This window comes from Marinobacter sp. MMG032 (assembly GCF_040112695.1).
GTDB classification, from domain to species: Bacteria; Pseudomonadota; Gammaproteobacteria; order Pseudomonadales; family Oleiphilaceae; genus Marinobacter; species Marinobacter salsuginis.
This window is the reverse complement of record NZ_CP157802.1, coordinates 2,261,892-2,287,554: the sequence shown is the minus strand read 5'-3', so window position 1 is coordinate 2,287,554 and position 25,663 is coordinate 2,261,892. Positions and strand designations below refer to the sequence as shown.

General features: G+C 59.5%; 25 protein-coding genes. 13 read left to right on the top strand and 12 right to left on the bottom strand.

Translation table 11 applies throughout. The features are described 5' to 3' along the window. Positions 1–78: 78 nt before the first annotated feature. Entirely contained in the window at positions 79–309 is a 231-nt protein-coding gene (locus tag ABNF92_RS10580; protein WP_305965404.1) for a DUF1653 domain-containing protein, read from the bottom strand. A gap of 158 nt (positions 310–467) precedes the next feature. On the opposite strand from ABNF92_RS10580, the gene ABNF92_RS10575 reads away from it, so the two are divergent. Continuing rightward, positions 468–2,264 carry a diguanylate cyclase gene (locus tag ABNF92_RS10575; protein ID WP_349342108.1) on the top strand — a complete coding sequence of 599 codons (1,797 nt, stop codon included), beginning with the start codon at positions 468–470 and terminating at the stop codon, positions 2,262–2,264. A 14-nt stretch (positions 2,265–2,278) separates the two neighbouring features. Here ABNF92_RS10575 and ABNF92_RS10570 read toward each other — a convergent pair whose 3' ends face one another. The 7 genes from ABNF92_RS10570 to ABNF92_RS10540 all read right to left on the bottom strand — a co-directional run bounded on the left by ABNF92_RS10570 (position 2,279) and on the right by ABNF92_RS10540 (position 9,227). Then, positions 2,279–2,665, bottom strand: coding sequence for a DoxX family protein (locus tag ABNF92_RS10570; protein ID WP_349342107.1), 387 nt, complete (start codon positions 2,663–2,665; stop codon positions 2,279–2,281). Between the two features lie 16 nt (positions 2,666–2,681). Further along, positions 2,682–3,131, bottom strand: coding sequence for a group 1 truncated hemoglobin (locus ABNF92_RS10565; protein ID WP_349342106.1), 450 nt, complete (start codon positions 3,129–3,131; stop codon positions 2,682–2,684). A 2-nt stretch (positions 3,132–3,133) separates the two neighbouring features. Beyond that, complete coding sequence (locus ABNF92_RS10560) at positions 3,134–4,009, bottom strand: DUF3034 family protein (RefSeq protein ID WP_069182461.1); 876 nt, start codon at positions 4,007–4,009, stop codon at positions 3,134–3,136. Further along, positions 4,006–6,360, bottom strand: a complete 2,355-nt coding sequence (locus tag ABNF92_RS10555; protein ID WP_349342105.1) for an EAL domain-containing protein — start codon at positions 6,358–6,360, stop codon at positions 4,006–4,008. The genes ABNF92_RS10560 and ABNF92_RS10555 overlap by 4 nt, the downstream gene beginning before the upstream one ends. Next, positions 6,360–7,025 carry a methylamine utilization protein gene (locus ABNF92_RS10550; RefSeq protein ID WP_349342104.1) on the bottom strand — a complete coding sequence of 222 codons (666 nt, stop codon included), beginning with the start codon at positions 7,023–7,025 and terminating at the stop codon, positions 6,360–6,362. Before ABNF92_RS10550 ends, ABNF92_RS10555 begins: the two co-directional genes overlap by 1 nt. Positions 7,026–7,041: 16 nt before the next feature. Continuing rightward, entirely contained in the window at positions 7,042–7,692 is a 651-nt protein-coding gene (locus ABNF92_RS10545; RefSeq protein WP_064229410.1) for a hypothetical protein, read from the bottom strand. A gap of 206 nt (positions 7,693–7,898) precedes the next feature. Then, a complete protein-coding gene (locus ABNF92_RS10540; protein ID WP_349342103.1) occupies positions 7,899–9,227 on the bottom strand; it encodes an MATE family efflux transporter in 1,329 nt (442 codons plus the stop codon). Between the two features lie 203 nt (positions 9,228–9,430). On the opposite strand from ABNF92_RS10540, the gene coxB reads away from it, so the two are divergent. From coxB to ABNF92_RS10520, 4 genes are read left to right on the top strand one after another with little or no spacing between them, the layout of a single operon-like run. Continuing rightward, positions 9,431–10,555, top strand: coding sequence for a cytochrome c oxidase subunit II (gene coxB, locus ABNF92_RS10535; protein ID WP_153637109.1), 1,125 nt, complete (start codon positions 9,431–9,433; stop codon positions 10,553–10,555). Between the two features lie 57 nt (positions 10,556–10,612). Then, the gene (ctaD, locus tag ABNF92_RS10530) at positions 10,613–12,196 is read left to right on the top strand and encodes a cytochrome c oxidase subunit I (RefSeq protein ID WP_069182467.1); all 1,584 of its coding nucleotides are present in this window, start codon (positions 10,613–10,615) and stop codon (positions 12,194–12,196) included. A 15-nt stretch (positions 12,197–12,211) separates the two neighbouring features. Then, the gene (locus ABNF92_RS10525; protein ID WP_349342102.1) at positions 12,212–12,814 is read left to right on the top strand and encodes a cytochrome c oxidase assembly protein; all 603 of its coding nucleotides are present in this window, start codon (positions 12,212–12,214) and stop codon (positions 12,812–12,814) included. 16 nt (positions 12,815–12,830) lie between these two features. After that, complete coding sequence (locus ABNF92_RS10520; RefSeq protein ID WP_349342101.1) at positions 12,831–13,718, top strand: cytochrome c oxidase subunit 3; 888 nt, start codon at positions 12,831–12,833, stop codon at positions 13,716–13,718. A 9-nt stretch (positions 13,719–13,727) separates the two neighbouring features. On the opposite strand, the gene ABNF92_RS10515 is transcribed toward ABNF92_RS10520, so the two are convergent. Continuing rightward, positions 13,728–13,931, bottom strand: a complete 204-nt coding sequence (locus ABNF92_RS10515; RefSeq protein WP_349342100.1) for a twin transmembrane helix small protein — start codon at positions 13,929–13,931, stop codon at positions 13,728–13,730. An 80-nt stretch (positions 13,932–14,011) separates the two neighbouring features. Between ABNF92_RS10515 and ABNF92_RS10510 the strand changes: the two genes are divergently transcribed. From ABNF92_RS10510 to hrpB, 6 genes are all read left to right on the top strand, one after another. Then, positions 14,012–14,746 (top strand): SURF1 family protein, encoded by a 735-nt coding sequence (locus ABNF92_RS10510; protein ID WP_349342099.1) that lies wholly within the window; start codon positions 14,012–14,014, stop codon positions 14,744–14,746. Between the two features lie 11 nt (positions 14,747–14,757). Next, positions 14,758–15,396, top strand: coding sequence for a hypothetical protein (locus ABNF92_RS10505; RefSeq protein WP_349344079.1), 639 nt, complete (start codon positions 14,758–14,760; stop codon positions 15,394–15,396). Between the two features lie 64 nt (positions 15,397–15,460). Continuing rightward, a complete protein-coding gene (locus ABNF92_RS10500) occupies positions 15,461–16,522 on the top strand; it encodes a COX15/CtaA family protein (protein WP_349344078.1) in 1,062 nt (353 codons plus the stop codon). Next, entirely contained in the window at positions 16,519–17,439 is a 921-nt protein-coding gene (gene cyoE, locus ABNF92_RS10495) for a heme o synthase (protein ID WP_349342098.1), read from the top strand. The genes ABNF92_RS10500 and cyoE overlap by 4 nt, the downstream gene beginning before the upstream one ends. A gap of 114 nt (positions 17,440–17,553) precedes the next feature. After that, positions 17,554–18,225, top strand: a complete 672-nt coding sequence (locus ABNF92_RS10490) for an SCO family protein (RefSeq protein WP_349342097.1) — start codon at positions 17,554–17,556, stop codon at positions 18,223–18,225. A 20-nt stretch (positions 18,226–18,245) separates the two neighbouring features. After that, the gene (gene hrpB, locus ABNF92_RS10485) at positions 18,246–20,726 is read left to right on the top strand and encodes an ATP-dependent helicase HrpB (protein ID WP_349342096.1); all 2,481 of its coding nucleotides are present in this window, start codon (positions 18,246–18,248) and stop codon (positions 20,724–20,726) included. Here the strand turns inward: hrpB and ABNF92_RS10480 are convergent. Further along, positions 20,680–21,534, bottom strand: coding sequence for an initiation factor 2B (locus ABNF92_RS10480; RefSeq protein ID WP_349342095.1), 855 nt, complete (start codon positions 21,532–21,534; stop codon positions 20,680–20,682). The two genes, hrpB and ABNF92_RS10480, sit on opposite strands and share 47 nt — an antisense overlap. Before the next feature lie 141 nt (positions 21,535–21,675). On the opposite strand from ABNF92_RS10480, the gene ABNF92_RS10475 reads away from it, so the two are divergent. Next, positions 21,676–22,494, top strand: a complete 819-nt coding sequence (locus ABNF92_RS10475; protein ID WP_349342094.1) for a hypothetical protein — start codon at positions 21,676–21,678, stop codon at positions 22,492–22,494. Positions 22,495–22,673: 179 nt separating this feature from the next. Then, positions 22,674–23,849: a type III PLP-dependent enzyme gene (locus ABNF92_RS10470; RefSeq protein ID WP_209399348.1), complete on the top strand. Its 1,176-nt coding sequence runs from the start codon at positions 22,674–22,676 to the stop codon at positions 23,847–23,849. Between the two features lie 170 nt (positions 23,850–24,019). On the opposite strand, the gene ABNF92_RS10465 is transcribed toward ABNF92_RS10470, so the two are convergent. Beyond that, a complete protein-coding gene (locus ABNF92_RS10465) occupies positions 24,020–25,222 on the bottom strand; it encodes an MFS transporter (protein ID WP_136630970.1) in 1,203 nt (400 codons plus the stop codon). A gap of 12 nt (positions 25,223–25,234) precedes the next feature. Continuing rightward, on the bottom strand, positions 25,235–25,630 hold the full coding sequence (locus ABNF92_RS10460; RefSeq protein ID WP_069182478.1) for an ectoine synthase: 396 nt from the start codon (positions 25,628–25,630) through the stop codon (positions 25,235–25,237). Between the last annotated feature and the right edge of the window lie 33 nt (positions 25,631–25,663).

Genomic DNA, 25,663 nt, shown 5'->3' with positions numbered 1-25,663 from the left:
CCTTGTGGGGGCCGGCATCATGAAAAGCGCGGTAATGTGCAGGAAATGATCGCGGTAGTCAAAGCGGTTGTGTAACCGTCAGACTTCGTCGAGGCGGGCAAAGCGGGGTACCTGCTCGCCGGCTACTTCCACGGTTTCGCGGAACATGGTCAGCGGGCGCACCCAGAGGCTGTAGTCACCGTACAGGCAGCGATACACCACCATCTGCTCTTCGGTTTCACTGTGCCGGGCAACGCCAAGGACTTCATAATCCTTGCCCTTGTAGTGTCGATATTTCCCCGGACGTATTTCGTTCTTGCGCTCGGTCATTATTGGCCTCAATGGATTCGGGCTATGCTGGCCCTGTCGTTACGGAGGACGTAGCATTCGCAACCGTCTAAACTGGAAAAAATTGCAGGGATGCGTACGACTCAGTCAGGGCCTGAAAGTGTAGAACACCAGGACGGGCCCGGAAACCGGAAACAGCTATGGTGCGGCAGTTATACTGCGTCCTTCTGATTATTTTCGCGCTGGCATGTCTGGCCAGCGTGCCTGTTCAGGCCGCTCCCGTTGCATTCGACTGTCTGGAAGCGCCCGCTGATGAATTGGCACTGGAAGACGTTCGCGCCCTGCCGCCCAGCGAATGGCAGAGATCCGGTTCCAGCGAGGTGTTCAATCGTGGTTTCAGTGATGGCAGTTTCTGGCTGAGAGTCGAGATTCCTCCCGAGCCGGCAAACCGGGTAATGGAGATCGGCTACCCGTTGCTGGATGAAGTGTCAGTGCACTGGGTGCTCAATGGCGAGCTGATCCAGACCCACCACACCGGCGACACCTTGCCGTTCGGCAGCCGCCCGATCCACCATCGCAACTTTGTCTTCCTGGTACCGTCAAACACTGAGCCAGTCACCGCTTTCGTTCGGGTAAAAACGCAGGGATCTGTCCAGATTCCGGTCGAAGTTACGCCCTCGGCCCAATTCCTTGCCAATGAGCAGTTTTCCTACGGTTGGCAGACGGTGTTTCTGGGGATCATCATTGCGATGGCGCTCTATAATCTTTTCCTCTTCGTCATCGTGCGCCACTCCACCTACCTCTGGTATGTGCTGACCGTTGTATTCACGGGGCTGGTTCAGCTCAACTTCAATGGTCTCCTGTTCCAGTGGCTCTGGCCTAATGCCCCGGGTATCAATCAGTATTTCACCATTCCGGTTATCTGTGCTGCCCTCTTCGCCGCCATTATTTTCGCCATACGCTTCCTGAACATTCGGCATTACAGCCTGAAAAGCTACCGGTTCCTGCAATGGGTTCTGACAGCGATTTTTGCCTGCTTGGTTTTCGGCCTTTTCGGCAGTTATCAGACTGGTATCGTACTGGTTAGCGGTCTTGCGGCTGTGGTCACGCCAGCGGCCTGGCTTATCGGTTTTCTTGTCTGGCGCAAGGGCCAGGTTCTTGGCGGCTTTTATGTGCTGGCCTGGACGCCGTTGTTGATTGGCCACCTGATTCTGGCAGTCAGCAAGCTCGGTATGATGCCGCGGAGCTTCCTTACCGAGTTCATGCCGCAAATCGGCGTGGCGCTGGAGGTGGTCCTGCTGTCCTTTGCCCTTGCTTACCGCATCAATCTGGAGCGTCGCAAACGCCACGAAGCTCAGGAACAGGCGCTGGCAATCCAGCAAAAGGCAAACCTGACTCTTGAACTGCGGGTTCAGCAGCGTACCGACGAACTGGAACGGGCCAACGAGCAGCTCAAAGCAATCAGCCTCACCGATGGGCTGACCCATGTGGCCAACCGGCGACGGTTTGATGAAAAACTGCAGGATGAGTGGAAGAGGGCCCAGCGGCACGGTCATCCGTTGAGCCTGCTCCTGCTGGACATTGATCACTTCAAGCGGGTAAACGATGAGCTGGGCCACCTGGTCGGCGACGATTGCCTGACGGAGGTGGCCGCCCTGTGTGCCGCCGAGGTCCAGCGATCCGGGGATCTGCTGGCCCGCTACGGCGGTGAGGAATTCAGCATTCTGCTACCGGCCACCCCGGAAGAGGGAGCGGTTCGGGTTGCCGAGCGAGTGCGTCAGGCGGTGGCCCGTTCGCCAGTGCACTCAGGCGAACGGGTAGCTCCGGTCAACCTTACCATCAGCGTGGGCGTTGCCTGCCTGGTACCAGATCCGGACACGGAGCCCCAGGAGCTGATCCGTCAGGCCGATGAGGCGCTGTACGCAGCCAAGGAGTCCGGCCGTAACCGGGTCATGGTAGCCCGGGACTTCAGGGCCGCGACTGTGCCCGGCACCTGACGTCCCTCGGATACTCAGTTCTTCAGCTTGTACCGCCCCGGCCCAAGGAAGATCACTGCCACCGCCGTGAACAGGAAGAAACCCTGTAGTTCCAGCGCCCATCCGCCGCTGCGCCCAAGGCTGAGGAGCTCGTTGCCATGGACCAGGATGATGGCAAACAGCATGTTGAAAATAATCAGCAACGCACCGATCCGGGTCTGATAGCCAAGAATGACCATCAGGGGTGCAATGATTTCGCCCACGTACACACCGTAGGCCAGGACGGTCGGCAGGCCATGGCTGGCCAGCTCGCCCTCAATGAAGCCGACGCCGTTCAGCAGCTTGGCTATGCCATGGAACAGCATCAGCCCGCCCAGTGTCAGGCGGATAATCAGTTTTCCCAGATCAGCGTTTTCGAGCAAGGTAGGGTTCTCCGTTCTATAGATTGCGAATGTCAGGGTACAGTGGCAGCAGCCGTTTGATCAGCCGGTTCTGGGCGCCGGTGGGTATGTCGTTCTGTTCCATAGCCAGTATCAGGTTTTCCGCCAGGGCATTGAACTGGGTGTCGGTGATGGCCATGTCGGAATGCAGCTCCCGCATCTCCCGACCGGTATAGCTGCAGGGCCCGCCACTGAGCTCGCACAGCTGATCCGTCAGGTTGTGGTGGAACTGGGCGACATCCATGCCCTTGAACTGCTGGTTGATGCGGTCGTCTTCGACGATCAGGTACAGCAGGTCTTCCACCACGTCGGCAATGCCTTCTCGTTCACCGAGTTGCTGATACAGGGAGGCATCAGCTTGGCCGCTCATACTCTGGCAGCCAACCAGAACCATTGCCATCCCCAGCAACAGGGGGGCAATCAAGCGCTTGGGGTTCAGGTTTTTCATGATCAAAAGCTCCCCTGCAGCGAGAGATACAGACCTTGCTGGTCCTCCAGTGTGGCGACGTCACCAAGGTTGACCAGGGCCCCGGTGACCGCCAGGCGCCGGTCCGGCACCCAGGCCACGAACAGATCCCACCAGTCATCCTCGGTGGCAAAGCCCAGATTGTCCGGCTTTTGCCGGTACTCCGCACCCACCAGCCACTGACGGTTCAGGAACAGTCCTACGCTGCCCTCCATCATCAGTTCGTGGCTGTTATTCCGGTCACCGCCAAAACCCAGAAGGCCGCCCTGGTTGGCCCTGGTTGCCCGGGCGGTCAGATTAACCAACAGGTTCCTCTCCATCACCGCCGCGAAGAACAGCTTGCTGCCGCTGACAAACACATCGGTGCCACTGTCATCCCGGGCGCCGATGGCCGAAGGCACGGTGAAATCCCGTTGGCGTTTATACTGAATGCCGGCAGACCATTGGCCCCAGGGAGTGTAAAGGACATCACCGGCGAGCCGAACCTTGGCACCGAAAATGTCCTGATTCAGTTCGTCCTGTTCAAGTCCGAAGCCGTCTTTGAGGGTAAACACCAGGCTGTCCAGATCCAGGGTCTGCCGTGCCACGGTGATTTCCAGACGGTTGTTCCAGTTCAGTCCCGCGCCGGTGACCGAGAGCGAGTAATCGTCCACTTCGGCCCGGCTGAGCGCCAGCGTGCCGCCCCACTCTTCATCGCTGGCGTAACTCCCCAGAAGGGCCCAGGGGACCAGGCCACCACCGGCACTGCCTTCAATGGTAGTGACACCTCCGGTCGCCCAGATCCGGCTGCCGATGTCGGCCACGGCGGTCTGGGCTACCAGAAGCGCCAGGGTCAGGGTTATGAAGGGTCTGGCTGTCATTCTGAATACTCCGGGTTGCGGTGGGTCAGTTCCCGTTCTCGGGCGGCCAGGGACCGGGCAGTCTCTGGCAAATCCTCAGGGGCTACCGGCCGGCTCAGGTAGAAGCCCTGGCCCAGATTGCAGCCCCAGTGTTGCAATAGCTGCCAGGCCTCCAGATTCTCGATGCCCTCGGCGACGACTTTTAGCCCAAGGCCGTGGGCCATATCGATGGTGGAGCGCACGATGAGTTGGTCCTGAGGCTCGGAATCCAGTTTCAAGACGAAGGACTTGTCGATTTTCAGCTCCTGTACCGGCAGTTTGCGCAGTTGGGACAGCGAGGAATAGCCGGTGCCGAAGTCATCGACCGACAAGGTCACGCCCAACTCACGGAGCCGATTCAGGGTCGCCATGGCCTCTTCCGGATCTTCCATCAGCGCACTCTCGGTGACTTCCAGGGTGACCCGCGCCAGATCGTGGTGCCAGTCCTTGAAGGTATCGCGGATGTATTGGATCAGGGCAGGCCAGGTCAGGTCCATGGCGGACAGGTTGATGGCCACACCCGCGTCAACACCCTGGTTATGCCATTGCCGCGCATCGCTGGCCACCCGTTGAAGGATATGGGCTGTCAGATCATGAATCTGCCCGGATTGCTCGGCGAGGAAGATGAACTCCTCCGGGGATATGAATCCGAGCTCCGGGTGAATCCACCGCACCAGGGCCTCTACCTGAACCAGCTCGCCGGTCTGGCTGTCGAGTTTCGGCTGATAGTTCATATGCAACCCGTTATTCAGGATTGCCGCGTGCAGATCGGTGATCAGCTTCAGTTCCCGGAGATGGCTTTCATCCTGGCCGGGCTTGTAGCGGGTGAAGGCATCGGGGTGGGCCTCGGCCTGCTCGAAGGTAAGATTGAGCCTGCGACGCAGGGCATCGGTATCCGAGGCATCTTCCGGCAGTTCCATGGTGACGATGGTGACCCTGAGGGAGAAGGGGGTCTGGTCTACCTGCAGAGGGGATTCAATCAGCTCGTGCAGTTGTCGGATCCGGTGACTACTTTGCTCCTGGGGCAGTTGGGGAATCAGGGCCAAGAACTCACCGCCCCCGGTACGGGCGACGATACGCGCGTCTGGAAGCTCTTCCTGCAGGCGCCTGGCGATGCCAATCAGGACTTTGTCGCCGAATTCCAGGCCCAGGGTATCGTTTATGTCGGAGAGGTCGTTCAGGCGTATACCCAACAGCGTGCCCCGTTCACCCTGCTCAAAAAGCCTGGCGGCGTCTTGCATCAGGGCGTTTCGGTTTTTAAGCCCGGTGACATCATCATGGGTCGCCGCATACCGGATCTGGGCTTCCCGTTCCCGAAGGCCGGACAGCATGTCCCTCAGGGCGTTCCGGAGCTGGGTCAGTTCGCCGCCGGCCCTGATGGCTGGTGCCTGGGGCGTATTGCCCTCACCAATGGCCCGCGCGTAGCTTGCCAGTTGCAACACCGGACGACCCAGATTCCGGGCAATAACCAGGGCAAGCAGAATGGCGAAGATAAGGATGGCGCTCACCAACAGGGCGATTTCCACGGCCCGCCGGTAATAATTCTGGAGCGTTGCATCGCGACTGATCAGCAGCACGGCCTGGATGGCTGCAGGTTCCGAGTCGCCAAGGTTGATGATGCGGGTGAAATAGCCAGCACTTTCGATGAACCTGGCGTTGCCGGGTGCCCCTTTGAGCTCTTGTTCTAGATTGTCGTCGATGCGGGTGGTGGTGGCAAAGCTGCTCAGGCCCTCTGTTTGATCGGATCGCGCCCGGAAAATCACCGAGGTCCCACTGAGACGGGCGATCACTTCCGCGAGGGATTGGTCCAGGGCAAAACCGGTAACCAGCCAGGCCCGAAGACCCGGAGCCTCAACCGGCGTTACAAGAACCTCAAAGCCCATGCCGTCGATAGCGCGCAATGACCGGGTAAACCCGTTGCGCCGAGTGTTGGCGAGCTGGTCGGGTGTGATTTCAGGAAACGGGCGCGGCAAGGTCGAGGCCAGGGGCTGCCCCTGACTGTCCAGCAGGAGCGCGAAGTCGGCACCTACCCTTCCGCTGTGGTTCTCTAGCGCGCTGTCGATGGTGGCCGGGTCGCGGCTGGCAATGGCAGAGCGAAAGCCGAAATCCTGAACCACGACGCTGAGCCGGGACAGTTCCAGTTCGGTGCGCCGGTCAATGACTTCGTTGGTCAGCCGCTCACCGATGGCCAGTTGCTCCAGGGCCCGGCTTTTTTCATCCTCGAACAGGTACACCATCAGGAGGGCCACGATCACCAGACTGACCAGGGCCACCAGTGAAATCATGGCGGCAATCAGTCGGCCGCGGAATCCGAGACGAGACGCCAAACCCATCAAAGCTCCCGAAAGCGCTGCTGGAGTCGGTCCAGCGAACCTTCTGCGGCAGGCTCAGGTTCGAGGTTGAGCGTTACGATTGCTGACTTGTCGCCAGCCTCGATTTCACGGGTGACCGGGCGGGTGTTGTCCGGCAGTCGTGGGTGCCAGATCTCCAGTGTCACCTTCTCAGGGCTGCCTTCGGTATCCTGCGACTCGATGGACAGGGTGACCTGGCCGGAGGCATCCGTCTGGCCGGTCGCGGCGGTATCAGTAACCACCACAAACCCCTGCATGTGATCGTGAATGTTGCAGCCCAGCTCAACGATGCCTGGTTTATCGAACACGATCGGAGCCGCCGGGCGGTCGGCGTAGAGTTCAATGTTGAAGGTTTTTGCCGGCGAGAAGGAGTAAACGTGGTGCTGGGTATTGTCGCGATTCGGGAAATCCACGCTGGAGCCAACGGGAACCACCAGCACATGAGGATGGAAGGCGCGATCCTTCTGATAGATTTCGGCAGAAACCGGGGTGCCCTGACGGCCGCTGTCCACGGAAACCACGGCATTGGCCACGGGCTCGGTGCTGCCATCCAGGGTAACGGTTACAGACAACTCGTAGGCGTTGGCTGTCACTGCCATGGCAGACATCAAAAGGCCCGCCAGTACTGCACTCGCTGATACTCTCATTAATCCTCTGAACCTGTCAGGCCAGACCGGAACCGAGGGAAAATCGAATGTGGTTCCTTACCAGCAGATTTTCCCAGTAATGCCGCATCCAGTCCCACGCGGCGTTGTTCACCTGCTCGACAAACGGGTCGAGGTTCAGCTCGTAATAGTCCGGCGTGCCTGCTATCTGCAACACGGTTACGGTGATGGAGTCGTCCAACTCATTGGCAAAGGGCTCGCCGATCAGCTGATGAGCCAGAAGGTTAGCACGAGTGGCTTCTATATCCACGATTTCACTGGCCCGGGTACACCGGTTATTTTCATACATCTCTTCCATCAGCCTGTGGCAGAGGTAGGCGCGAATCAGCAGGCCATCAAGGCCGTCGTAGCGCACCAGAAGCGCCGACGGCTGGGTGAAATAGCGGATGGCGGCGTTCACGAATGGCTCAAACAGATCGGCTTTCCCCGCCTCACGGGCGCAGGCTTCGACGCACTCAATCAGCCTCGGCGCCATTTCAATGTATTCGACCACAAACTGGAACAGGCAGGTGGCAGGCTGGTAACCCTCGATGGTAACGGCAGACGGCAACGCAGCAACCTTTTCATGAAGCTGCCGGAGGAAGGTTCCGGAGCGGGCTTCCTTGCGTCGCGCCTGGTCAATAATCTCTAGGACTACCTGTGGTGTCATTTCAGGAGAAGCCGATGTCTGAACGAATTGAGGTCGCAAGGCGCCTCCCGTTGTTAGCAACTGATAGCAACGAGTTCCCGGGCAGGAGAGGAGGGCTGGCTACCACATCGTGCCTGCCTGTTCAGACAAGTGTAGCCGAGATTTTTCCAACTGCTTTTGTGCCATGGTGTAAATAGTGAGCCGTAATGTTACAGATTGAATCCGGGTCACTGGTTCTGGAACCACCGGCCATGACGCGTGTGGGACCAGCAGAGCCACCCCATACTCACGGCCCGTGCGATCATCAGGGAGATCAGTGCGAACCAGAGCCCGTGATTGCCCCAGCCCGTGGTCGGCCACCAGATCGGCGCGAAAACGGCCAGGGCGGAAAACAGCATGGTGTTCTGCATGTCCAGGGTCCGGGTTGCCCCGATAAACACGCCGTCCAGAAGAAAGCCCCAGACTGCGGCAAACGGTAGCAGCCAGAGCCACGGCAGGAAGCGCCAAGCGGTGGCCCTGACCTCTTCGATACCGGTAAGCAGCGAGATCAGCCAGTGCCCTCCGGCGACAAAAACAATGGTCAGTAGCAGGGCGCCCCAGAGTGACCATCTCAGGGCACTGCGGAAGACCACCCGGAACCGGCGCCGGCTGCCTTTGCCAATGGCTTCACCAATCAGCGCCTCGGCGGCATTGGCAAAACCGTCCAGGGCGTTGGAAATCAGCAACAGAAAAGTGATCAGGACCGCATTTGCCGCGAGGATGGTGTCTCCCTGTCGCGCGCCCTGGGCGGTAAAGAACGCCAGCACCAAAAGCAGGGCGATGGTGCGAACCATGATGTAGCGGTTCACCCGGAGGATCTTCAGGTAATCCTCCAGCTTGCCAAACAAAGCCCGGGTGAGTGTCTGCCCCTCGGGCATCCGGCTCAGCACGATCAGGAATCCGATCGTGGCGGCACCGTACTCGGCAATGACCGTGGCGATGGCCACGCCTCTGCTGTTCCAGCCAAGCACGGTAACAAAGAGGATATCCAGCACGATGTTCAGGCCATTGGCGGCAATCAGCATGATCATGGGGCCCCGGGGAAACTGGGTGCCGATCAGCCAGCCAACCAGCGTGTACTGGCAAAGAACGGCCGGCGCGCTCCAGATCCGGATAGCTGCATACTCGGCTGCCAGCTCGGTAACGCCCTGACTGGGATTCATCAGGGTCAGCCCGGTCTGGATCAGTGGCTGGTGACACAGAATCAGCAGCACGCCAATACCCGTTGCCAGCAGCACCGAGCGCAGCAGTAATGCCACCTGGCTGAAGCTGTCGCGCTTGCCCCATGCCTGGGCCGCCAGGCCGGTCGTGCCCATCCGCATGAAGCCAAAGGTCCAGTACAGGATACTGAACAGATTGGCACCAACGGCCACGGCGCCCAGGTATTCGGGACTTTCCAGATGTCCGAGCACGGCAGTATCCACCAGCCCCAGTAGAGGAACGGTGAGGTTGGTGAGCATCAGAGGCCATGCCAGAGCCCAAAGGCGTCGGTCGGTTGCCGGGAGGTGAAAAGTCATATTCTTTTTGATTCTTAAAATTCCGTGGTTAGCTTTTTTGGATTTAGCCGATTTTTTAGTCTTTTTTTGATCTGTGTCTATACTCGAATCTGAGGTATCCGTAAGCAGGCTTCCACTCTGGTTTTTCCGGTGTATGCGAGCGCCAGAGAGACCGGTGGGATAACGCAAAATCCGACAAGAATAACACTCTGTGGAGACACAGTATGCGCGTGCACGCTCAGCGGGCAGGTGCCCTTTTAGGCGGTCTGATGTTCCCCGCCTGGTCCATGGCGGACTGGACACTGAACATGACCCCGGGGGTGACCGGCACCAGTAATGAAATTTTCAGCCTTCACATGACCATACTCTGGATCTGCGTCGTCATTGGCGTCGTGGTCTTCGGAGTCATGTTCTGGTCTATATTTGCCCACCGAAAATCCCAGGGCGCCAAACCGGCGAACTTTCACGAGAACACCCTGGTAGAGATTCTCTGGACCATCATACCTTTTGTCATCCTGGTTGTTATGGCGATTCCTGCCACGGCAACCCTGGTCGATATGTATGACACCACCGAATCGGAGGTGGACATCAAGGTCACCGGCTACCAGTGGAAGTGGCAATACGAATACATCAATGAGGATTTTGGCTACTTCTCCAACCTGTCCACGCCACGGGAACAGATCGAGAACCGCCAGGCTAAAGGCGAGAATTACCTGCTGGAGGTGGATAACCCGCTGGTGATTCCGGTGGGTAAGAAGGTCCGCTTCCTGCTGACCGCCAACGATGTCATCCACTCCTGGTGGGTGCCGGATTTTGGCGTTAAGAAGGATGCCATTCCCGGCTTTATCAACGAGACCTGGACCCGTGTGGACGAGCCCGGTATCTATCGCGGTCAGTGCACCGAGCTGTGCGGCAAGGACCACGGCTTCATGCCGGTGGTTGTCGAGGCGGTTCCCGAGGAGGAATACAACGCCTGGGTCGCCGAGAAGAAAGAGGCCGCGGAGCGTGAACGCCAGTTGACCCAGAAAGACTGGACCATGGCCGAGTTGATGGAGCGCGGCGAGAAAGCCTACCAGACCGCGTGTGCTGCCTGTCACCAGGCAGATGGCAGCGGTGCACCCCCGGCCTTCCCGGCGCTCAAAGGCAGCCAGGTAGTGTTGGAAGACATGGCCGCCCACATCGACATCGTGGTTAACGGTGTCTCCGGAACGGCCATGCAGGCCTTCGGTGGTCAGCTCAGTGAAGTGGACCTTGCCGCGGTGATTACCTACGAGCGGAACGCCTGGGGTAACAACACCGGTGAAATGGTCACTCCGAAAGAAATTTTTGATTACAAGAACCAGCAGTAATCAACGCCAGATAACAGATATCACCAGCCACAATAAATGGCGGTAACGGGGGTTTTCATGAGTGCGGTTGCAGATACCCACGCCCAGGATCATCATCACGGCCCGGCCAAAGGCATCAGCCGCTGGCTGTTGACCACGAACCACAAGGATATCGGGACGATGTACCTGATATTCAGTTTCGCCATGTTCCTGCTTGGCGGAACCATGGCCATGGTCATTCGGGCAGAGCTGTTCCAGCCCGGTCTGCAGATTGTGCAGCCCGAGTTCTTTAACCAGATGACTACCATGCACGGTCTGATCATGGTCTTCGGTGCGGTCATGCCGGCCTTTGTCGGCCTGGCCAACTGGATGTTGCCTCTGATGATTGGGGCACCCGACATGGCGCTGCCACGGATGAACAACTGGAGCTTCTGGCTGCTCCCCTGTGCCTTCCTGATCCTGGTCTCCACCCTGTTCATGGAAGGTGGCGCACCCAACTTCGGCTGGACCTTCTACGCGCCCCTGTCGACGACCTACGGGCCGCCCAGCACCACCTTCTTCATCTTCGCGGTCCATATCATGGGTATCTCCTCGATCATGGGCGCCATCAATGTGATCGCCACCATCCTGAACCTGCGGGCGCCGGGCATGACCCTGATGAAAATGCCCCTGTTCGTGTGGACCTGGCTGATCACCGCGTTCCTGCTGATTGCGGTGATGCCGGTACTGGCCGGTGTAGTCACCATGATGCTGATGGACATCAACTTCGGCACCAGCTTCTTCGACGCCTCTGGCGGTGGTGATCCTGTGCTGTTCCAGCATGTGTTCTGGTTCTTCGGGCATCCCGAGGTGTACATCATGATCCTGCCGGCGTTCGGGGCAGTGTCCCACATCATTCCGGCGTTCTCGCGCAAACCCCTGTTCGGCTACGCCTCCATGGTGTATGCGGTGGGTGCTATCGCCCTGCTCTCCTTCGTGGTCTGGGCGCACCACATGTTCACCGTGGGTATCCCCATCGTTGGCCAGCTGTTCTTCATGTACGCCACCATGCTGATTGCGGTACCCACCGGGGTGAAGGTGTTCAACTGGGTGGCCACCATGTTCCGGGGCTCCCTCACCTTCGAAGCGCCGATGCTGTTTGCGGTGGCCTTCGTGATTCTGTTCACCATCGGTGGCTTCTCTGGCCTGATGCTGGCCATTGCGCCGGCTGACTTCCAGTACCACGACACCTACTTCGTGGTTGCCCACTTCCACTATGTGCTGGTGCCGGGCGCCATCTTCGGGATCTTCGCTTCCGCCTACTTCTGGCTGCCCAAATGGACCGGCCACATGTACGACGAAACCCTGGCCAAGACCCATTTCTGGCTCTCGTTTATCGGTATGAACCTGGCGTTCTTCCCGATGCACTTCCTCGGCCTCGCCGGCATGCCGCGAAGGATTCCGGACTATGCCCTTCAGTTCGCGGACTTCAATATGGTTTCCAGTGTTGGCGCGTTCATGTTTGGCGCCACGCAGCTGTTGTTCCTGCTGATTGTGGTCAAGTGCATCAAGGGTGGTAAGGAGGCTGCGGCCAAGCCCTGGGATGGTGCTGAAGGTTTGGAGTGGACCGTGCCTTCGCCGGCGCCTTACCACACCTTCTCGACACCACCGGAAGTGAAGTAACCGGAGGCCGGCACCATGTCGAACCAGCAGGCAAATAAAGCAGGCCAATCCCGTAGCACCAGTCGTGTTGTCGGCTGGTGCCTGGCCGGGGTGGTTGGCATGTTTGCCTTCGGCTTTGCCATGGTGCCCCTCTACGACGTGTTCTGCGAGATTACCGGTATCAACGGCAAGACCGGTGGCCGGTACGAGTCCACCGAGGTGGCCGAAGCGGACATGAGCCGGACGGTGAAAGTCCAGTTTCTCGCTTCCAATGGCCCTGGTATGACCTGGAAGTTTCGCCCGGTTGTTCGTTCCGTTGAGGTGCATCCCGGGGAGCCGACGACCGTGAATTTCTACGCTGAAAACCCGACGACCGAGGCTATGGTCGGGCAGGCGGTCCCGAGCCTGGCCCCGTCGGAGGGCACGTTGTACTTCCACAAGACCGAGTGCTTCTGTTTCAACCAGCAACCGCTCGAAGCCGGTGAGAGCACCGAAATGCCGCTCATTTTCATCGTCGACAAGGACCTGCCCAAACACATCACGAAGCTGACGCTGTCCTACACGCTTTACGATCAGGGCAAGCAGCCGGCGGTAACGCAGACCTCCCGGAAAGACACAACAACAAACGATAACGGATAAGCCATCGGAGACTGTCATGGCGGAAAACCAGACCTATTACGTTCCGGAACAAAGCAAGTGGCCCATCATCGCGACCGTTGGCCTTGGTGTGACCCTCTACGGGGTGGCCGCCATCATGGTCAACGGCAAGCAGGGGGAGAGCACGACTGGCGCCTGGATCATGTTCCTGATTGGCGCCCTGATCATGGCCTATATGTTGTTTGGCTGGTTCGGAAACGTTATTAAAGAGAGTCGTGCAGGACTCTACAGCGAACAGATGGACCGGTCATTTCGCTGGGGAATGAGCTGGTTTATCTTTTCTGAGGTGATGTTCTTCGCGGCGTTTTTCGGCGCCCTCTTCTACGTTCGTGTGTTCGTTGTGCCCTGGCTTGGCGGCGAGGGCGACAAGGGCACTACCAACATGTTGTGGGAAGGGTTTTCGGCCAACTGGCCGTTGATCAACAACCCCAACCCGGAAGCCTACCCCGGCCCCCGGGAAGTCATCAGTGCCTGGGGTCTGCCGCTGATGAACACCATTCTGCTGGTCACCTCGTCATTTACGATTACGGTGGCTCACCATGCCCTGAAGGTGGGGCATCGGGCGAAAACCAAGCTCTGGCTGGCGATAACGATCGCCCTGGCCCTGGTCTTCCTGTTCGTGCAGGGTTACGAGTACATGCACGCCTATCGTGATCTCGACCTGACCCTGCAATCCGGCATTTATGGCAGTACCTTCTTCATGTTGACGGGCTTCCACGGTGCTCATGTGATGCTGGGTTCACTGATGCTGATCATTATGCTGGTTCGCATCAACAAGGGGCACTTTACCGCCGAGAAGCATTTTGGTTTCGAGGCGGCAGCCTGGTACTGGCACTTCGTGGATGTTGTTTGGCTGGGCTTGTTTGTCTTCGTCTACATCATTTGAGTTTTGGGGTCAGGGCGTCGGATTTAAGGTCAGGGCGCCCTGCCAAAGCGCGATCAGGATCACCGCCAGGAGCAATATGCTAAGCGCGACCCGGACTGCAAGGGAATTCACCACCCGATGGGTTTTGCCCCCATCCTTGATGAGAAAGAACAGGCCACTGAACAAACTGACGACGACGGCAAGCATCAGGAAAACAATAAAGCCCTTGAGCATGGTAATTCCTGTTTTTATTGGTCTGGTGAATGTACGGGGCGGAACAGGTTCCGGACTCGCTGAGGTCACTATAGCAGAGCATGTCTGATTCGCAGGGCCAACACCGTCGATGGCAGTTTGACTGGCGATTGCTGCTGTTCAGTGGAGTCTTCCTGCCGATACTCCTCAGCCTCGGCGTTTGGCAGCTCAATCGGGCCTCTGAAAAACAGGTTCTGCTGGACCAATGGCAGCAGGAGGCGGAAAGTCTGGCGTGGCAGGATCTGGTGGATCGGGTTCTGGCCAGTGGTCGGCCGGTGACACTGACCGGCCTGTATGGAGGCCGTACCTGGCTCCTGGATAACCGGACGCGGGATGGCATTCCCGGTTATGAAGTACTTAGCGAGTTTCGTCCCCTCGAAGGTCCGCCGGTTGTGGTCAATCGTGGCTGGGTGCAGGCACCGAGGACAAGGGACCAGCTACCGGATGTTGATGCGCCTGAGGGGATTTTTACCCTGAAGGGAAGAATCAGCGATTATCCGGTGCCTCCGGTGCTGATGGATCAGCCGGCGGCAGACGGGCCCTGGCCCCGACGGGTGCAAAGCCTGTCCGAGCAGGCCGCGCGGCAGGAGATCCCGGAAATTCCCGGCAAGATCGTGCGACTTTCAGGCGGGAGCCAGCCGGGCGCTTACCGGGCGGATTGGGAACCGGATCTGATGGGGCCGCAAACCCATTACGGATATGCCACGCAATGGTTTGCGCTGGCGGTGGCGCTGACTATATTGACGGTAGTGGCGAGCTATAGAAAGCGCGAGTTATCGAAAGACAGGAGCCAATAATGACAATGACAATGGCTAACCGGATATCCAACCAGGAGCAGAACGAAGGGCCAACCCCGGAGCAGGCCCGTCGCGGCCGCCGCACAGCCTTCCTGCTGTTTGCGCTGGGTTTTGGGCCCATGATTGTCGCAACCATCATGTTCTACACCGGCTGGTTGAACCCTGCCGGCCATACCAACAACGGCGTTCTGCTTCAGCCCGTGGCGCCGGTATCGACGCTCAACCTTGAAACCGTGTCCGGCACTCCGCTGGCGGAGCGTTTCGGTCCGGATAAAGCTGATCCGGACTGGCTGATGATCGTGGCCGCCGGACAGTGTGGCAGCCAGTGCGAGGAACTGCTCTATCTGGCCAGACAGGTGAATATTGCCCTTGGCAAGAACGCCAATCGCGTCTCCAGGGCGGCGGCACTGGGAAGTGTGCCCTCTGATCTTCAGTCGCGGTGGTCTTCTGAATACAGCTCCATGGAACGTCTTGTGCCTGCGCCGGGTGCCCGGCCCAACTGGCCATCCGGTATCAATCCGGAAGCCGAGCCCCGCATCCTGCTGGTCGATCCTTTCGGTAATGTGATGATGCATTACGGTTCCGAACATACCGGCAAGGATATGCTGGAGGATCTCAAGCATCTGCTCAAACTGTCGCAGATCGGTTAATGGTCACAGTCGGGAGCCAGCCTTGAATCAGTCTTTTCACTCATCCTCCCAAGCGGCCCGGAAGATGGCCAAATGGGCCACGTTCGCTGTTCTTCTGGCGATTGTCGTCATCATGCTGGGCGCCTGGACACGTCTGGTTCATGCCGGTCTCGGGTGTCCCGACTGGCCAGGATGTTATGGCTTTCTGACGGTGCCCCAGAGCGAATCCAGCATTGCTATAGCGAACGCCCGCTTCCCGGATACGCCGGTGGACGTGGAAAAAGGCTGGCCGGAAATGATCCATCGCTATGCCGCCGGGACTCTCGGTCTGGTGGTCTTCGGGTTGGCAGCCTATGGCGTTCGCCACCGTCGTGAAGGTGTACCGGTGAAGCTGCCGCTGTTTATTGCCGGATTTATCATCCTTCAGGGTGCCTTTGGCATGTGGACGGTGACCCTGAAATTGTGGCCCCAGGTGGTGGCATTGCACCTTCTCGGTGGTTTTACCACTTTGAGTTTATTGACCCTGCTCACCTTCCGGTTGCGACGGCAAGCCCGCCAGAAGCGGGATCAGGAGCCACCGCCAAAGACTGCACTGGCGGGTTTCCGTCCCTGGCTGTACGGTGGGCTCCTCCTGGTGGTGATGCAGATTGCCCTGGGAGCCTGGACAGCGGCCAATTACGCCGCCGTTGCCTGTACCGACCTACCCACCTGTCAGGGCCAGTGGTGGCCCGAGGGTATGGATTTCCGGCACGGCTTTGACGTCACCCAGCATGTCGGCCCCAATTATCTTGGAGGCCAGCTCACGGCGGACGGGCGAGTCGCCATCCATGTCACCCACAGGTTCGGCGCCATGGTGGTGCTGGTGTATTTCACGGCATTGCTGGCGCTGATGTGGCGTCGACGCGGAGACTCGGGACTCGACAACGCCATCAAGCTGGTGGCCGTTGTACTGAGTGCCCAGATCCTGTTGGGGCTGGCCAATGTCATCTTCCATATTCCCCTATCCATCGCCGTGGCCCATAACGCCATGGGCGCGGGACTTCTTTTGTCAGTGATTCACCTTATCTGGCAGCATCAATTGTTACCGAAAACGCACACCGCCACAGCACCAAACACAACAACAATGAACCAGGAGGTTACGGCATGAGCGAGCAAGTGGAAGCACTGCCGGCCCAGGCCATTGCGAGCGATTCCAGCACATCCATTTCCTGGCGTGACTACCTGGAGCTGACCAAGCCCAGGGTGGTCGCGCTGATGATCCTTACCTCGGTGATCGGCATGTTGCTGGCGGCGCCGGGAGTGCCCGGTTGGGGCGTGTTGATATGGGGTAACCTGGGTATTGCCCTGCTCGCTGGCGCTGCCGCGGTGGTGAACCATGTGGTGGACCAGAAAATCGATACGGTCATGGCCCGCACCCGCAAGCGGCCGGTGGCGACCGGTAAGATTGCGCCCCTGGACGCCTTTTTGTTTGCGGCCATCCTGGCATGTGTCGGTATGGCGGTACTGATGTGGCAGGTGAATCACCTCACCGCCTGGCTGACCCTAGCCTCCCTGGTAGGTTATGCCGGTGTCTATACCCTGTTCCTCAAGCGCGCCACGCCCCAGAACATCACCATTGGCGGTCTTGCCGGCGCCATGCCCCCGCTCCTGGGCTGGACCGCGGTGACCGGCCAGGTTGAGGGCCATGCCCTGTTGCTGGTGCTGATCATCTTTGCGTGGACGCCTCCGCATTTCTGGGCACTGGCCATCCACCGCAAAGAAGAGTACGCGAAGGCGGGCATTCCCATGCTGCCGGTCACCCACGGCAACAAGTTCACCGAGCTGCACATCCTGCTCTACACCCTGATGCTGCTGGCGGTCAGCCTGCTACCTTTTGTCACAGGCATGTCCGGCGGTATTTACCTGGTTGGCGCCCTGGCCCTTGGCCTGCGCTTCCTGCAGTACGCGGTTCGGCTGTTGAAGGGGGATGACCGCCGCGTTGCCCTGAATACCTTCAAGTATTCCATCACTTACCTCATGGCCCTGTTTGTGGTATTGCTTGTGGATCATTTTGTATTCTTCTGAGTCAGAGAGTTAACGCAGGCTGGAATGGCTTTCCAAAACACGCTGTGAATACATCCGTGTACGCTCGGCTCTGCCATCTCAGCCCGCTTATCTGACCTTCGAATTGGACGGTCCATGAAAACTTCCAGCTCTATTCGCCTCACTCTGTTTTTCCTGCTGTTAATCGTCGTTCTGATCTTTGGACTGGTTGTCGGACGACAGGTGTTCCTGGTGGGCAACGAGGAACCGATTCCGGCGCCGGAGCTGACGGAGTTCAATACCTATGTCTATGATCAACCTCGGCAATTGGCGGAGTTCACGCTGACGGATGAGAACGGTGAAACGGTCACCCGAGAGAGCCTCCGGGGTCGCTGGACCTTTGCCTTCGTGGGCTACACCAATTGCCCGGATATCTGCCCCGCGGCCATGGCCAATCTGCGCCAGACCGACAAGCTGCTTTCGAAGGAACTGCCCCAGCCGGACTATCTGCTGGTGAGTGCGGATCCCGAGCACGACACCCCGGAGAAACTCAAAGCCTACACCGGCTTCTTCGGTGAGAACTTCCACGGCCTGACCGGCGATCTCGACACCCTGCGGGAACTGGCCAAAAGCCTGAGCGCAGTGTTCGTGCACCGGGAGGTGGATGGCGAGTTGCTGGTGGATCACAGCGGCCATTTCGCCCTGCTGAATCCCGATGGCGAACTGGCTGCGGTGATCCAGCCACCCCATAATCCGCACAACCTGGCCGAGGCCTTCGAGCGGATCTACCAGTGGGCGAAGGCCAATCGCGACCGGGTAAGCTCCTGACGCCATAGAACCCGCAACCGATGCTACCGATTGATGCCATTCTCCCAGAGTTACAAGCAGCTCTGGAGCAGACCAGTACCGTGCTCCTGCAGGCCCCACCGGGCGCCGGCAAAACCACCCGTGTTCCCCTCGCGCTCCTCGATGCGCCCTGGCGTGGCGATGGCAGGATCCTCATGCTAGAGCCCCGTCGCCTGGCGGCCCGGTCTGCGGCCCGATTCATGGCCAGGCAACTCAGTGAAAAGCCAGGCCAGACGGTTGGCTATCGCACACGGTTGGATACACAGGTGTCTCCCGAGACCCGCATTGAAGTGGTGACCGAGGGCATCCTGACCCGGCTGATCCAGGCCGACCCGATGCTGGAGGACTACGCCGCGGTTATTTTTGACGAGTTCCACGAGCGTTCACTACAGGCGGATCTGGGCCTCGCCCTGGTGCGGGAATCGCAGCAGGCGTTGCGGGAAGATCTGCGGCTGCTGGTGATGTCCGCGACCCTGGATACTGCACCCATCGCCAGGGTGCTGGGCGACGTGCCCGTTATTACCAGCGAGGGGCGCGCTTTTCCGGTGGAGGTCCATTACCGCCCGATGCCCCGTAATAGCGGCGTGGTGGATCAGGTCACCTCGGTGGTCCACGAGGCCTTGAGGGATCAAACCGGCTCCCTGCTGGTGTTCCTGCCCGGTGCCGGGGAGATTCGCCGGGTCGAGCAGCAGTTGCGTGGAAACCTGCCGGACCCTGTGATGGTTGCACCGCTCTATGGGAACCTGAAATCGGAGCAGCAGGATCAGGCCATCTCTCCTGCGCCCGAGGGTCAACGCAAGGTGGTGCTGGCCACGGCGATCGCCGAAACCAGTCTGACGATTGAAGGCGTCCGGGTTGTGATCGACAGCGGCCAGCAGCGCCGGGCGGTGTTTGATCCCAACAGCGGCATGACACGATTGGTGACCGGTCGGGTGTCGAAAGCGTCGGCGGAGCAGCGCAAGGGCCGGGCCGGCCGGGTTGAATCGGGGGTCTGTTATCGCCTTTGGAGCGAATCGGAACAGTTCGGTCTGGCCGACTACACGCCCCCGGAAATCCTGGAGGCCGATCTGGCACCCCTGGTTCTGGAACTGGCCCAGTGGGGTGCCCGTGAGGCCGCCGCTGTTTCCTGGATTGATGAGCCACCCGCCGCTCACTGGCAACAGGCGGTGGCCCTGTTGCAGTGGCTGGACATGCTCGATACAGCCGGAGCGATAAAGGATCACGGCAAGGCGGCCCGTGACCTGGGAATACACCCGCGCCTGGCACATATGGTGTTGAAAGGCCGCGCTATCGGCCTTGAAGGGCCTGCTGCTGCACTGGCTGCCCTGCTGGAAGAGCGGGATCTTCTGGGCTCTGGTGCCGGGGCAGACATGCACGAGCGGATTCGTGTTTTCTATGGGGAGCGACGTGATCGCACGCTGGATGCTGCTCGCCTGAAGGCTTTGCGCCAGTCCGCCAGGCGTCTTGCAGGGCCTGCTGCGACGGATGCGCCCATGCCGTCCGAGACGGAGGTAGGGCGGTTGCTGGCCCTGGCCTATCCGGATCGTATCGCGCGACGACGCCCGGGCAAGGCGCCCAGGTATCAACTCAGCAATGGCAAAGGCGCCGCACTGAGAGAGGATGATCCCCTGGCGCGGCACGAGTGGCTGGTGGCTGCGGAGCTGGATGGCAGGGCCCGGGAAGCCACCATTTACCTGGCGGCGCCGGTGGATATCCCGGACCTGGAGTCGGACCTGGCTGACCATATCCACGAGTCCGAGGAGGCACTGTGGGATGAGGGCCAGGGTAAGATTATCGCCAGAGAGGTCCGTAAGCTGGGCGAACTGGTGCTGCAGGAAAAACCGATTGCGCAGGTGGACCCGGAACTGGTTCAGCAGGGCCTGATCAATGCCACACGGAGAAAGGGCCTGGCAAGCCTGCCCTGGACTGACGATAGCCGTCAGTGGCGGGCCCGTGTGCGGTTGCTCGCCGGGGCTTTCCCCGATGATGGCTGGCCGGACACAAGCGATGCGGCCTTGCTCGAGAATCTGGAGCACTGGCTTGGGCCGTTTCTGGCCGGTATGAACCGGTGGTCTGATCTGGCCAGGATCGACCTGCTGCAGGCCCTGAACAGTCTGCTTGACTACCCGGACCAGCAGCAGCTTCAGGCCCTGGCGCCGACGCATCTGACCATACCAACGGGCCAGCGGGTGCGCCTGGACTATACCGCCCACAACGGTCCGGTTCTGGCGGCCAAGCTGCAGGCCCTGTTCGGCTGGACGGAGACTCCGACCGTGGCAGGCGGGCGGAAACCGGTGGTGATCCATCTGCTGTCACCGGCGCAGCGCCCCCTGGCGGTCACCGCGGATCTGGCCAGTTTCTGGCGTAATGCCTACCCCGAAGTGCGCAAGGACATGCGTGGACGCTACCCCAAGCATCCCTGGCCGGAAGATCCCTTTACCGCCGAGGCCCAGCAGGGCACGAAAAAACGCCCTGCTCGCTGATTCGCTGGCTGACCAGCGACTGCGGCACCCGCTCAAAGTAGACGTTCCGGGGGGTTATCCAATCCCCCTCGGGTGCCTTGAGCTCTTCGCCCGGCATTTCCTCAAGTTCAACCGACCCGGAGTCCACGTCGCTATTGCGGAAGCTGTCCGCCAGAACCCAGAAGGGCTTTTCGGCGGCCCGGGCTGCGAGCGCCAGCAGGTGGGTGCCACTCTTATTGATAAAACAGCCGTCGGCCAGCCAGGTATCGCAACCGGTGATCACCACATCGGCCTGCGGTACAAACAGCCCCATCTGAGCATCGGTAATCAGCGTGACGGGGATTGAAAGCTCATTGAGGGCGAGAGCCAGGGAATGCCCCTCGAAACCCGGACTACTCTGGGTGCAGATGACGGAAAAGGGCTGATTGTGCTCGGCCATGCTCCGGAACAGCGCCAGGACCATGGAGCTGGCACTGTGGGTCATGATGACGGGGTTCTTTGGCAAATGGCGGCGGGCGTGCCCGGCAATGACGGCGGTGGCATCCTGTAACTGATTCCGTGTGTCGATGATGGCCGTCCGTGCCGCCTGTGGCCCGCAGGTCAGTCGCTGCTCGATCATTGCCAGGGCATTGCCAATCACGCACATGGTCGGCCTGGCAGCTCTCAGCTCTGCCAGCAGACGGGAAAGGACCTCTACGTCCGGCCCAACCTCGTCCAGGTAGGACAGGAGTTGGTCGAGGGTATTCAGTGCCAGCTGCGTGGCGCCTGACTGAAAGTCCGCTCGCAGCCCAGCCAGGATAGAGTGTGCTCTGGAATCGAGTCCCTGCATTCTGCCTGTACCTTCACCTTGCATGATTCAAGGGTAGCACCAGTAAGGCTTTTTCCTGATGTCCGGCCGTGAAAATACCGCTTGCCTGAACCGCATCCCTGTATAAAATACGCGCAATTCAACCTCGAGTGCGCAGTATCCATGCACCTTGTTTCCTTCGATATTTTCCGGACCCTGGGCTTTCCCAACACCACCGTTCTGAAACCGGAGCAGTTCCTGCGCCATAAGGAACTGTTGCGGGAGGCCGACTGGGTATTGTTCCCTGAATACTGGCAGTTGAACGCGCTGGTCTATGGTCTTAAATGCAAGGTGTTTCCGAGTGTTGCCAGTTACCGCATCGGTCACGACAAGGTTGAGATGACCCGTGCATTCCAGGCCGTTGCCCCGGAACACACCCCCTGGACCATGATTGAGGCCAACGGCCCGGTGGAAAGGGACCTGATCTGGGATGCCATGGTGCATCCTTTCGTTGCAAAGCTCCCCAAGGCCAGCATGGGCGAAGGCGTCTGGCTGATTGAATCCCGCGATGACTGGCGTCGCTACTGCGAGCGCACCGATGTGCTCTACGCCCAGGAATACCTGCCCCTGGACCGGGATGCGCGAGTTGTGGTGGTCGGCGACCGGGTGCTGACGGCCTACTGGCGAACCCAGGCGGACCAGGGTTTCTACAACAACGTGGCCCGGGGTGGCCGTATCGACAACAGCCCGGTACCGAGGGTGATGACCGATCTGGCGTTGAGGCTGGCCCGGGAGCTGGGTGTCGATCATGCAGGCTTTGATATTGCCCTGGTGGACGGTCACCCGTATGTCCTGGAATTCAACCGGCTGTTCGGAAACAAGGGGCTGGGTCAGGGCACGGAACTTCAGGAAGCGATCCTGGGCTATCTGAGGAATCAGACCGAGCCCAGAGATCCCGATGGGCCCACCGAGCCAACCCCCCTCTGGCCGATCGCTGTTTAAGCATTTTCCACCAGAATTCATGCCATTGGCGGTGCTGACGTCGTTCATTACTTATGGGTAGATGTGCTCATATCCGGGCCTGAAAAAAAGCCCGATGATCGCGCCATCTTATGGGTGCTACAGCCTTGCTGTGGCGCCTTTTTTTATGTCTGTTTGCCCTGTGGAGGGACACACCACCCATGACCGAAGCCGCTAACGCTAACATCGCCGATTACTACGAAGCTGAGACTTTCAAGCGCATCAAGGACTTTGCCGACGGCAAGGAAACCCCGTTTGTGGTGATTGATACCGCAACGATTGACCGTCAGTACGACGAGCTCATCGAGGGTTTTCCCTACGCCAAGGTCTACTACGCGGTGAAAGCCAATCCGGCGCCGCAGATACTGACCATGCTGCGTGATAAAGGTGCCTGTTTCGATATCGCATCGGTGTATGAGCTGGACAAGGTGATGGCCCTGGGCGTGACCGGTGACCGGATCAGCTACGGCAATACCATCAAGAAGGCGAAGGACATTCGCACCTTCTACGAGAAAGGTGTTCGTATGTTTGCCACCGACTCGGAGGCAGACCTTCGCAACATCGCCAAGGCGGCCCCGGGCTCGAAAGTGTATGTGCGTATCCTGACCGAAGGTACCCTGACGGCAGACTGGCCGCTGTCCCGCAAGTTCGGCTGCCAGACCGACATGGCCATGGACCTTCTGATCCTGGCCCGTGACCTGGGCCTGGTGCCTTACGGCGTGTCGTTTCACGTCGGTTCCCAGCAGCGCGAGATTGGCGCCTGGGACGCGGCCCTGAACAAGGTGAAGGTGATTTTCGAGCGCCTGAAGGAAGAGGACGGCATCGAGCTGAAGATGATCAACATGGGTGGCGGTTTTCCGGCCAATTACATCACCCGCACCAACGAGCTGAAGGTGTACGCGGAGGAGATTGCCCGCTTCCTGCACGAGGATTTTGGCGCGGAGCTGCCGGAGATCATCATCGAGCCGGGCCGTTCACTGATTTCCAATGCCGGTGTGCTGGTGAGTGAGGTGGTGCTGATTTCCCGGAAATCCCGCACTGCCCTGCACCGCTGGGTGTTTACCGATGTGGGCAAGTTTTCAGGCCTGATCGAGACGCTGGATGAGGCGATCAAGTTTCCGATCTGGACCGAGAAGGTGGGCGAAGGCGAGGACTGTGTGATTGCCGGGCCGACCTGTGACAGTGCCGATATCATGTACGAGCACCACAAGTATCCGTTGCCGTTGAATCTGGCGATTGGGGATCGGATGTATTGGTTGTCTACCGGTGCTTATACCACGACGTATAGCGCCATTGAGTTTAATGGGTTTCCTCCGTTGAAGGACTATTACATCTGACCATGTATTAGTTCGGAGTCTGGCCGCGGGGCGGGGGTGTCCTTTCCTCTGGGAAAAACAACTCGCTTTGCTCAGACATTTTTTCCCGGCGGAAAGGACACCCCCGCCCCACGGCCGTTCCGGCTGGATACGGGGAGTCCGCGAAGGGAAAATTGGTATTCAGAGAAGGATCAGCTTTCGGGCTGGTCCTTTTTTCGTTCCAGATTCAGGGTAAAGGCTAGGGGCAATACCAGCAGGCCGTAGGTGATCATCAGCATCAGGGCGTGGCGGGCATCGCCTGTCCAGTCGGCGACGACACCGCCAAGCATGGGCACGCAAAAAGCGACGGTGTAACCGACCAGAAAGGTGCCGGCGGAGAGGCGGCCAGTTTCGGCGGCGGAGACCACCAGCGGAGGTATCGCGACTAGCAGGATCAGGAGCATGCCGGCGACCAAGCTCATGAGGGTGGCACTGACGATGGACCACCAGCCGTTGAGCATGACCGCGCCAATGGCGCCGAGCAGGCTGATGCTGGCCAGTGTGGCGATGACGCCACGACGGCCGACCCAGTAGCGCGCCATTTTCAGCATGATCAGGGAAGCGAAGACCTGGGCAAGGTTGTACCAGAACAGGGCGTCCGGAAGTTTGTCGAACTGGCCCTGATGCTGCAGAAGGTTGCCCATGTACGCGTTGAGGCCAAAAAACAATGAGCCGGAGAGGCCGAGCAGAAGACCGATTCTCAGGGTCAAGGGGTTATGCCAGTCCGGTAGCCAGGCCACTTTTCGCACCGGTTTGGCCCGGTCCCGTTTGGGTAGGAACAGGGCCGCAGCAATCAGCAGCCCCGGGAGTGACCAGGCCAATAGGGTGGCGCGCCAGCTGTTATCCAGCAGGGGCATGAGCACAGGCAGCGTGATGCCGGCACCGATGAACTCCCCCATCAGCATGCCGTTCATGTAGATCGCCGAGCCTAACGCGAGGTGGTGGGGTTCCAGCCATCGGGGCAGCAGTGCCGGCAGTGACGGTTGCATCATGGAGACGCCGATACCCATGACTGCACTGGCAATCATCAGGGTCAGGGTGTCGGGCATCAGGCCGCGCCCGGCGGAGCCGATCACCATGATCACCATGGCCAGAGCCAGGGTATTGCGGGGGCCGATCCGGGCAATCGCCAGGGAGCCGGGCATGGAGCCAATGGCCAGCATCAGTATGGGCAGGGTGGTCAGGGCGCCGGTGAGGGCCTGGGTTAATGCCAGTTCATCACCAATGAACGGCGCCAGGGGCGGTGCAACCAGTACGGGTATGCGCAGGTAAACTCCGGCCAGCCAAAGCAACACCGCCACCGGCAGCAGCCTGGCTGGCGGTGGCGGTGTGGTCGCGGCCTGCGGTTCAGCCACGGTCAAGACGAATCAGTCTTCGCCGGTATCTGGCAGGTAGGCGCCGTCTTCGTCGTGGACTTCACGGCCGGTTACCGGCGGGTTGAAGGCACAGATCAGGCGCATGTCCTCGGTGCCACCGTACAGGGTGTGCTGGTCATGCTTGTCGAGTGCGTAGAGGGTGCCGTCGGTGATCTCGTGAGTTTCACCAGTGGCTTTGTCCAGAATTTTGCCGTTACCGGCGACGCAGTAGACCGCTTCCAGGTGGTGTTTGTACCAGAGGTTTAGTTCGGCGCCTGCCGGGATAATGGTCTCGTGGAAGGAGAAGCCCATGCCGTCTTTCTTGAGCAGCATGCGGCGACTGGTCCAGCCGGGGCCGTGTACTTCGCGCTCGGTACCGATGATGTCTTGCACTCGTACGATTTTCATTCGCATTCCTCATTTTGTGATGGAATAGCCTTT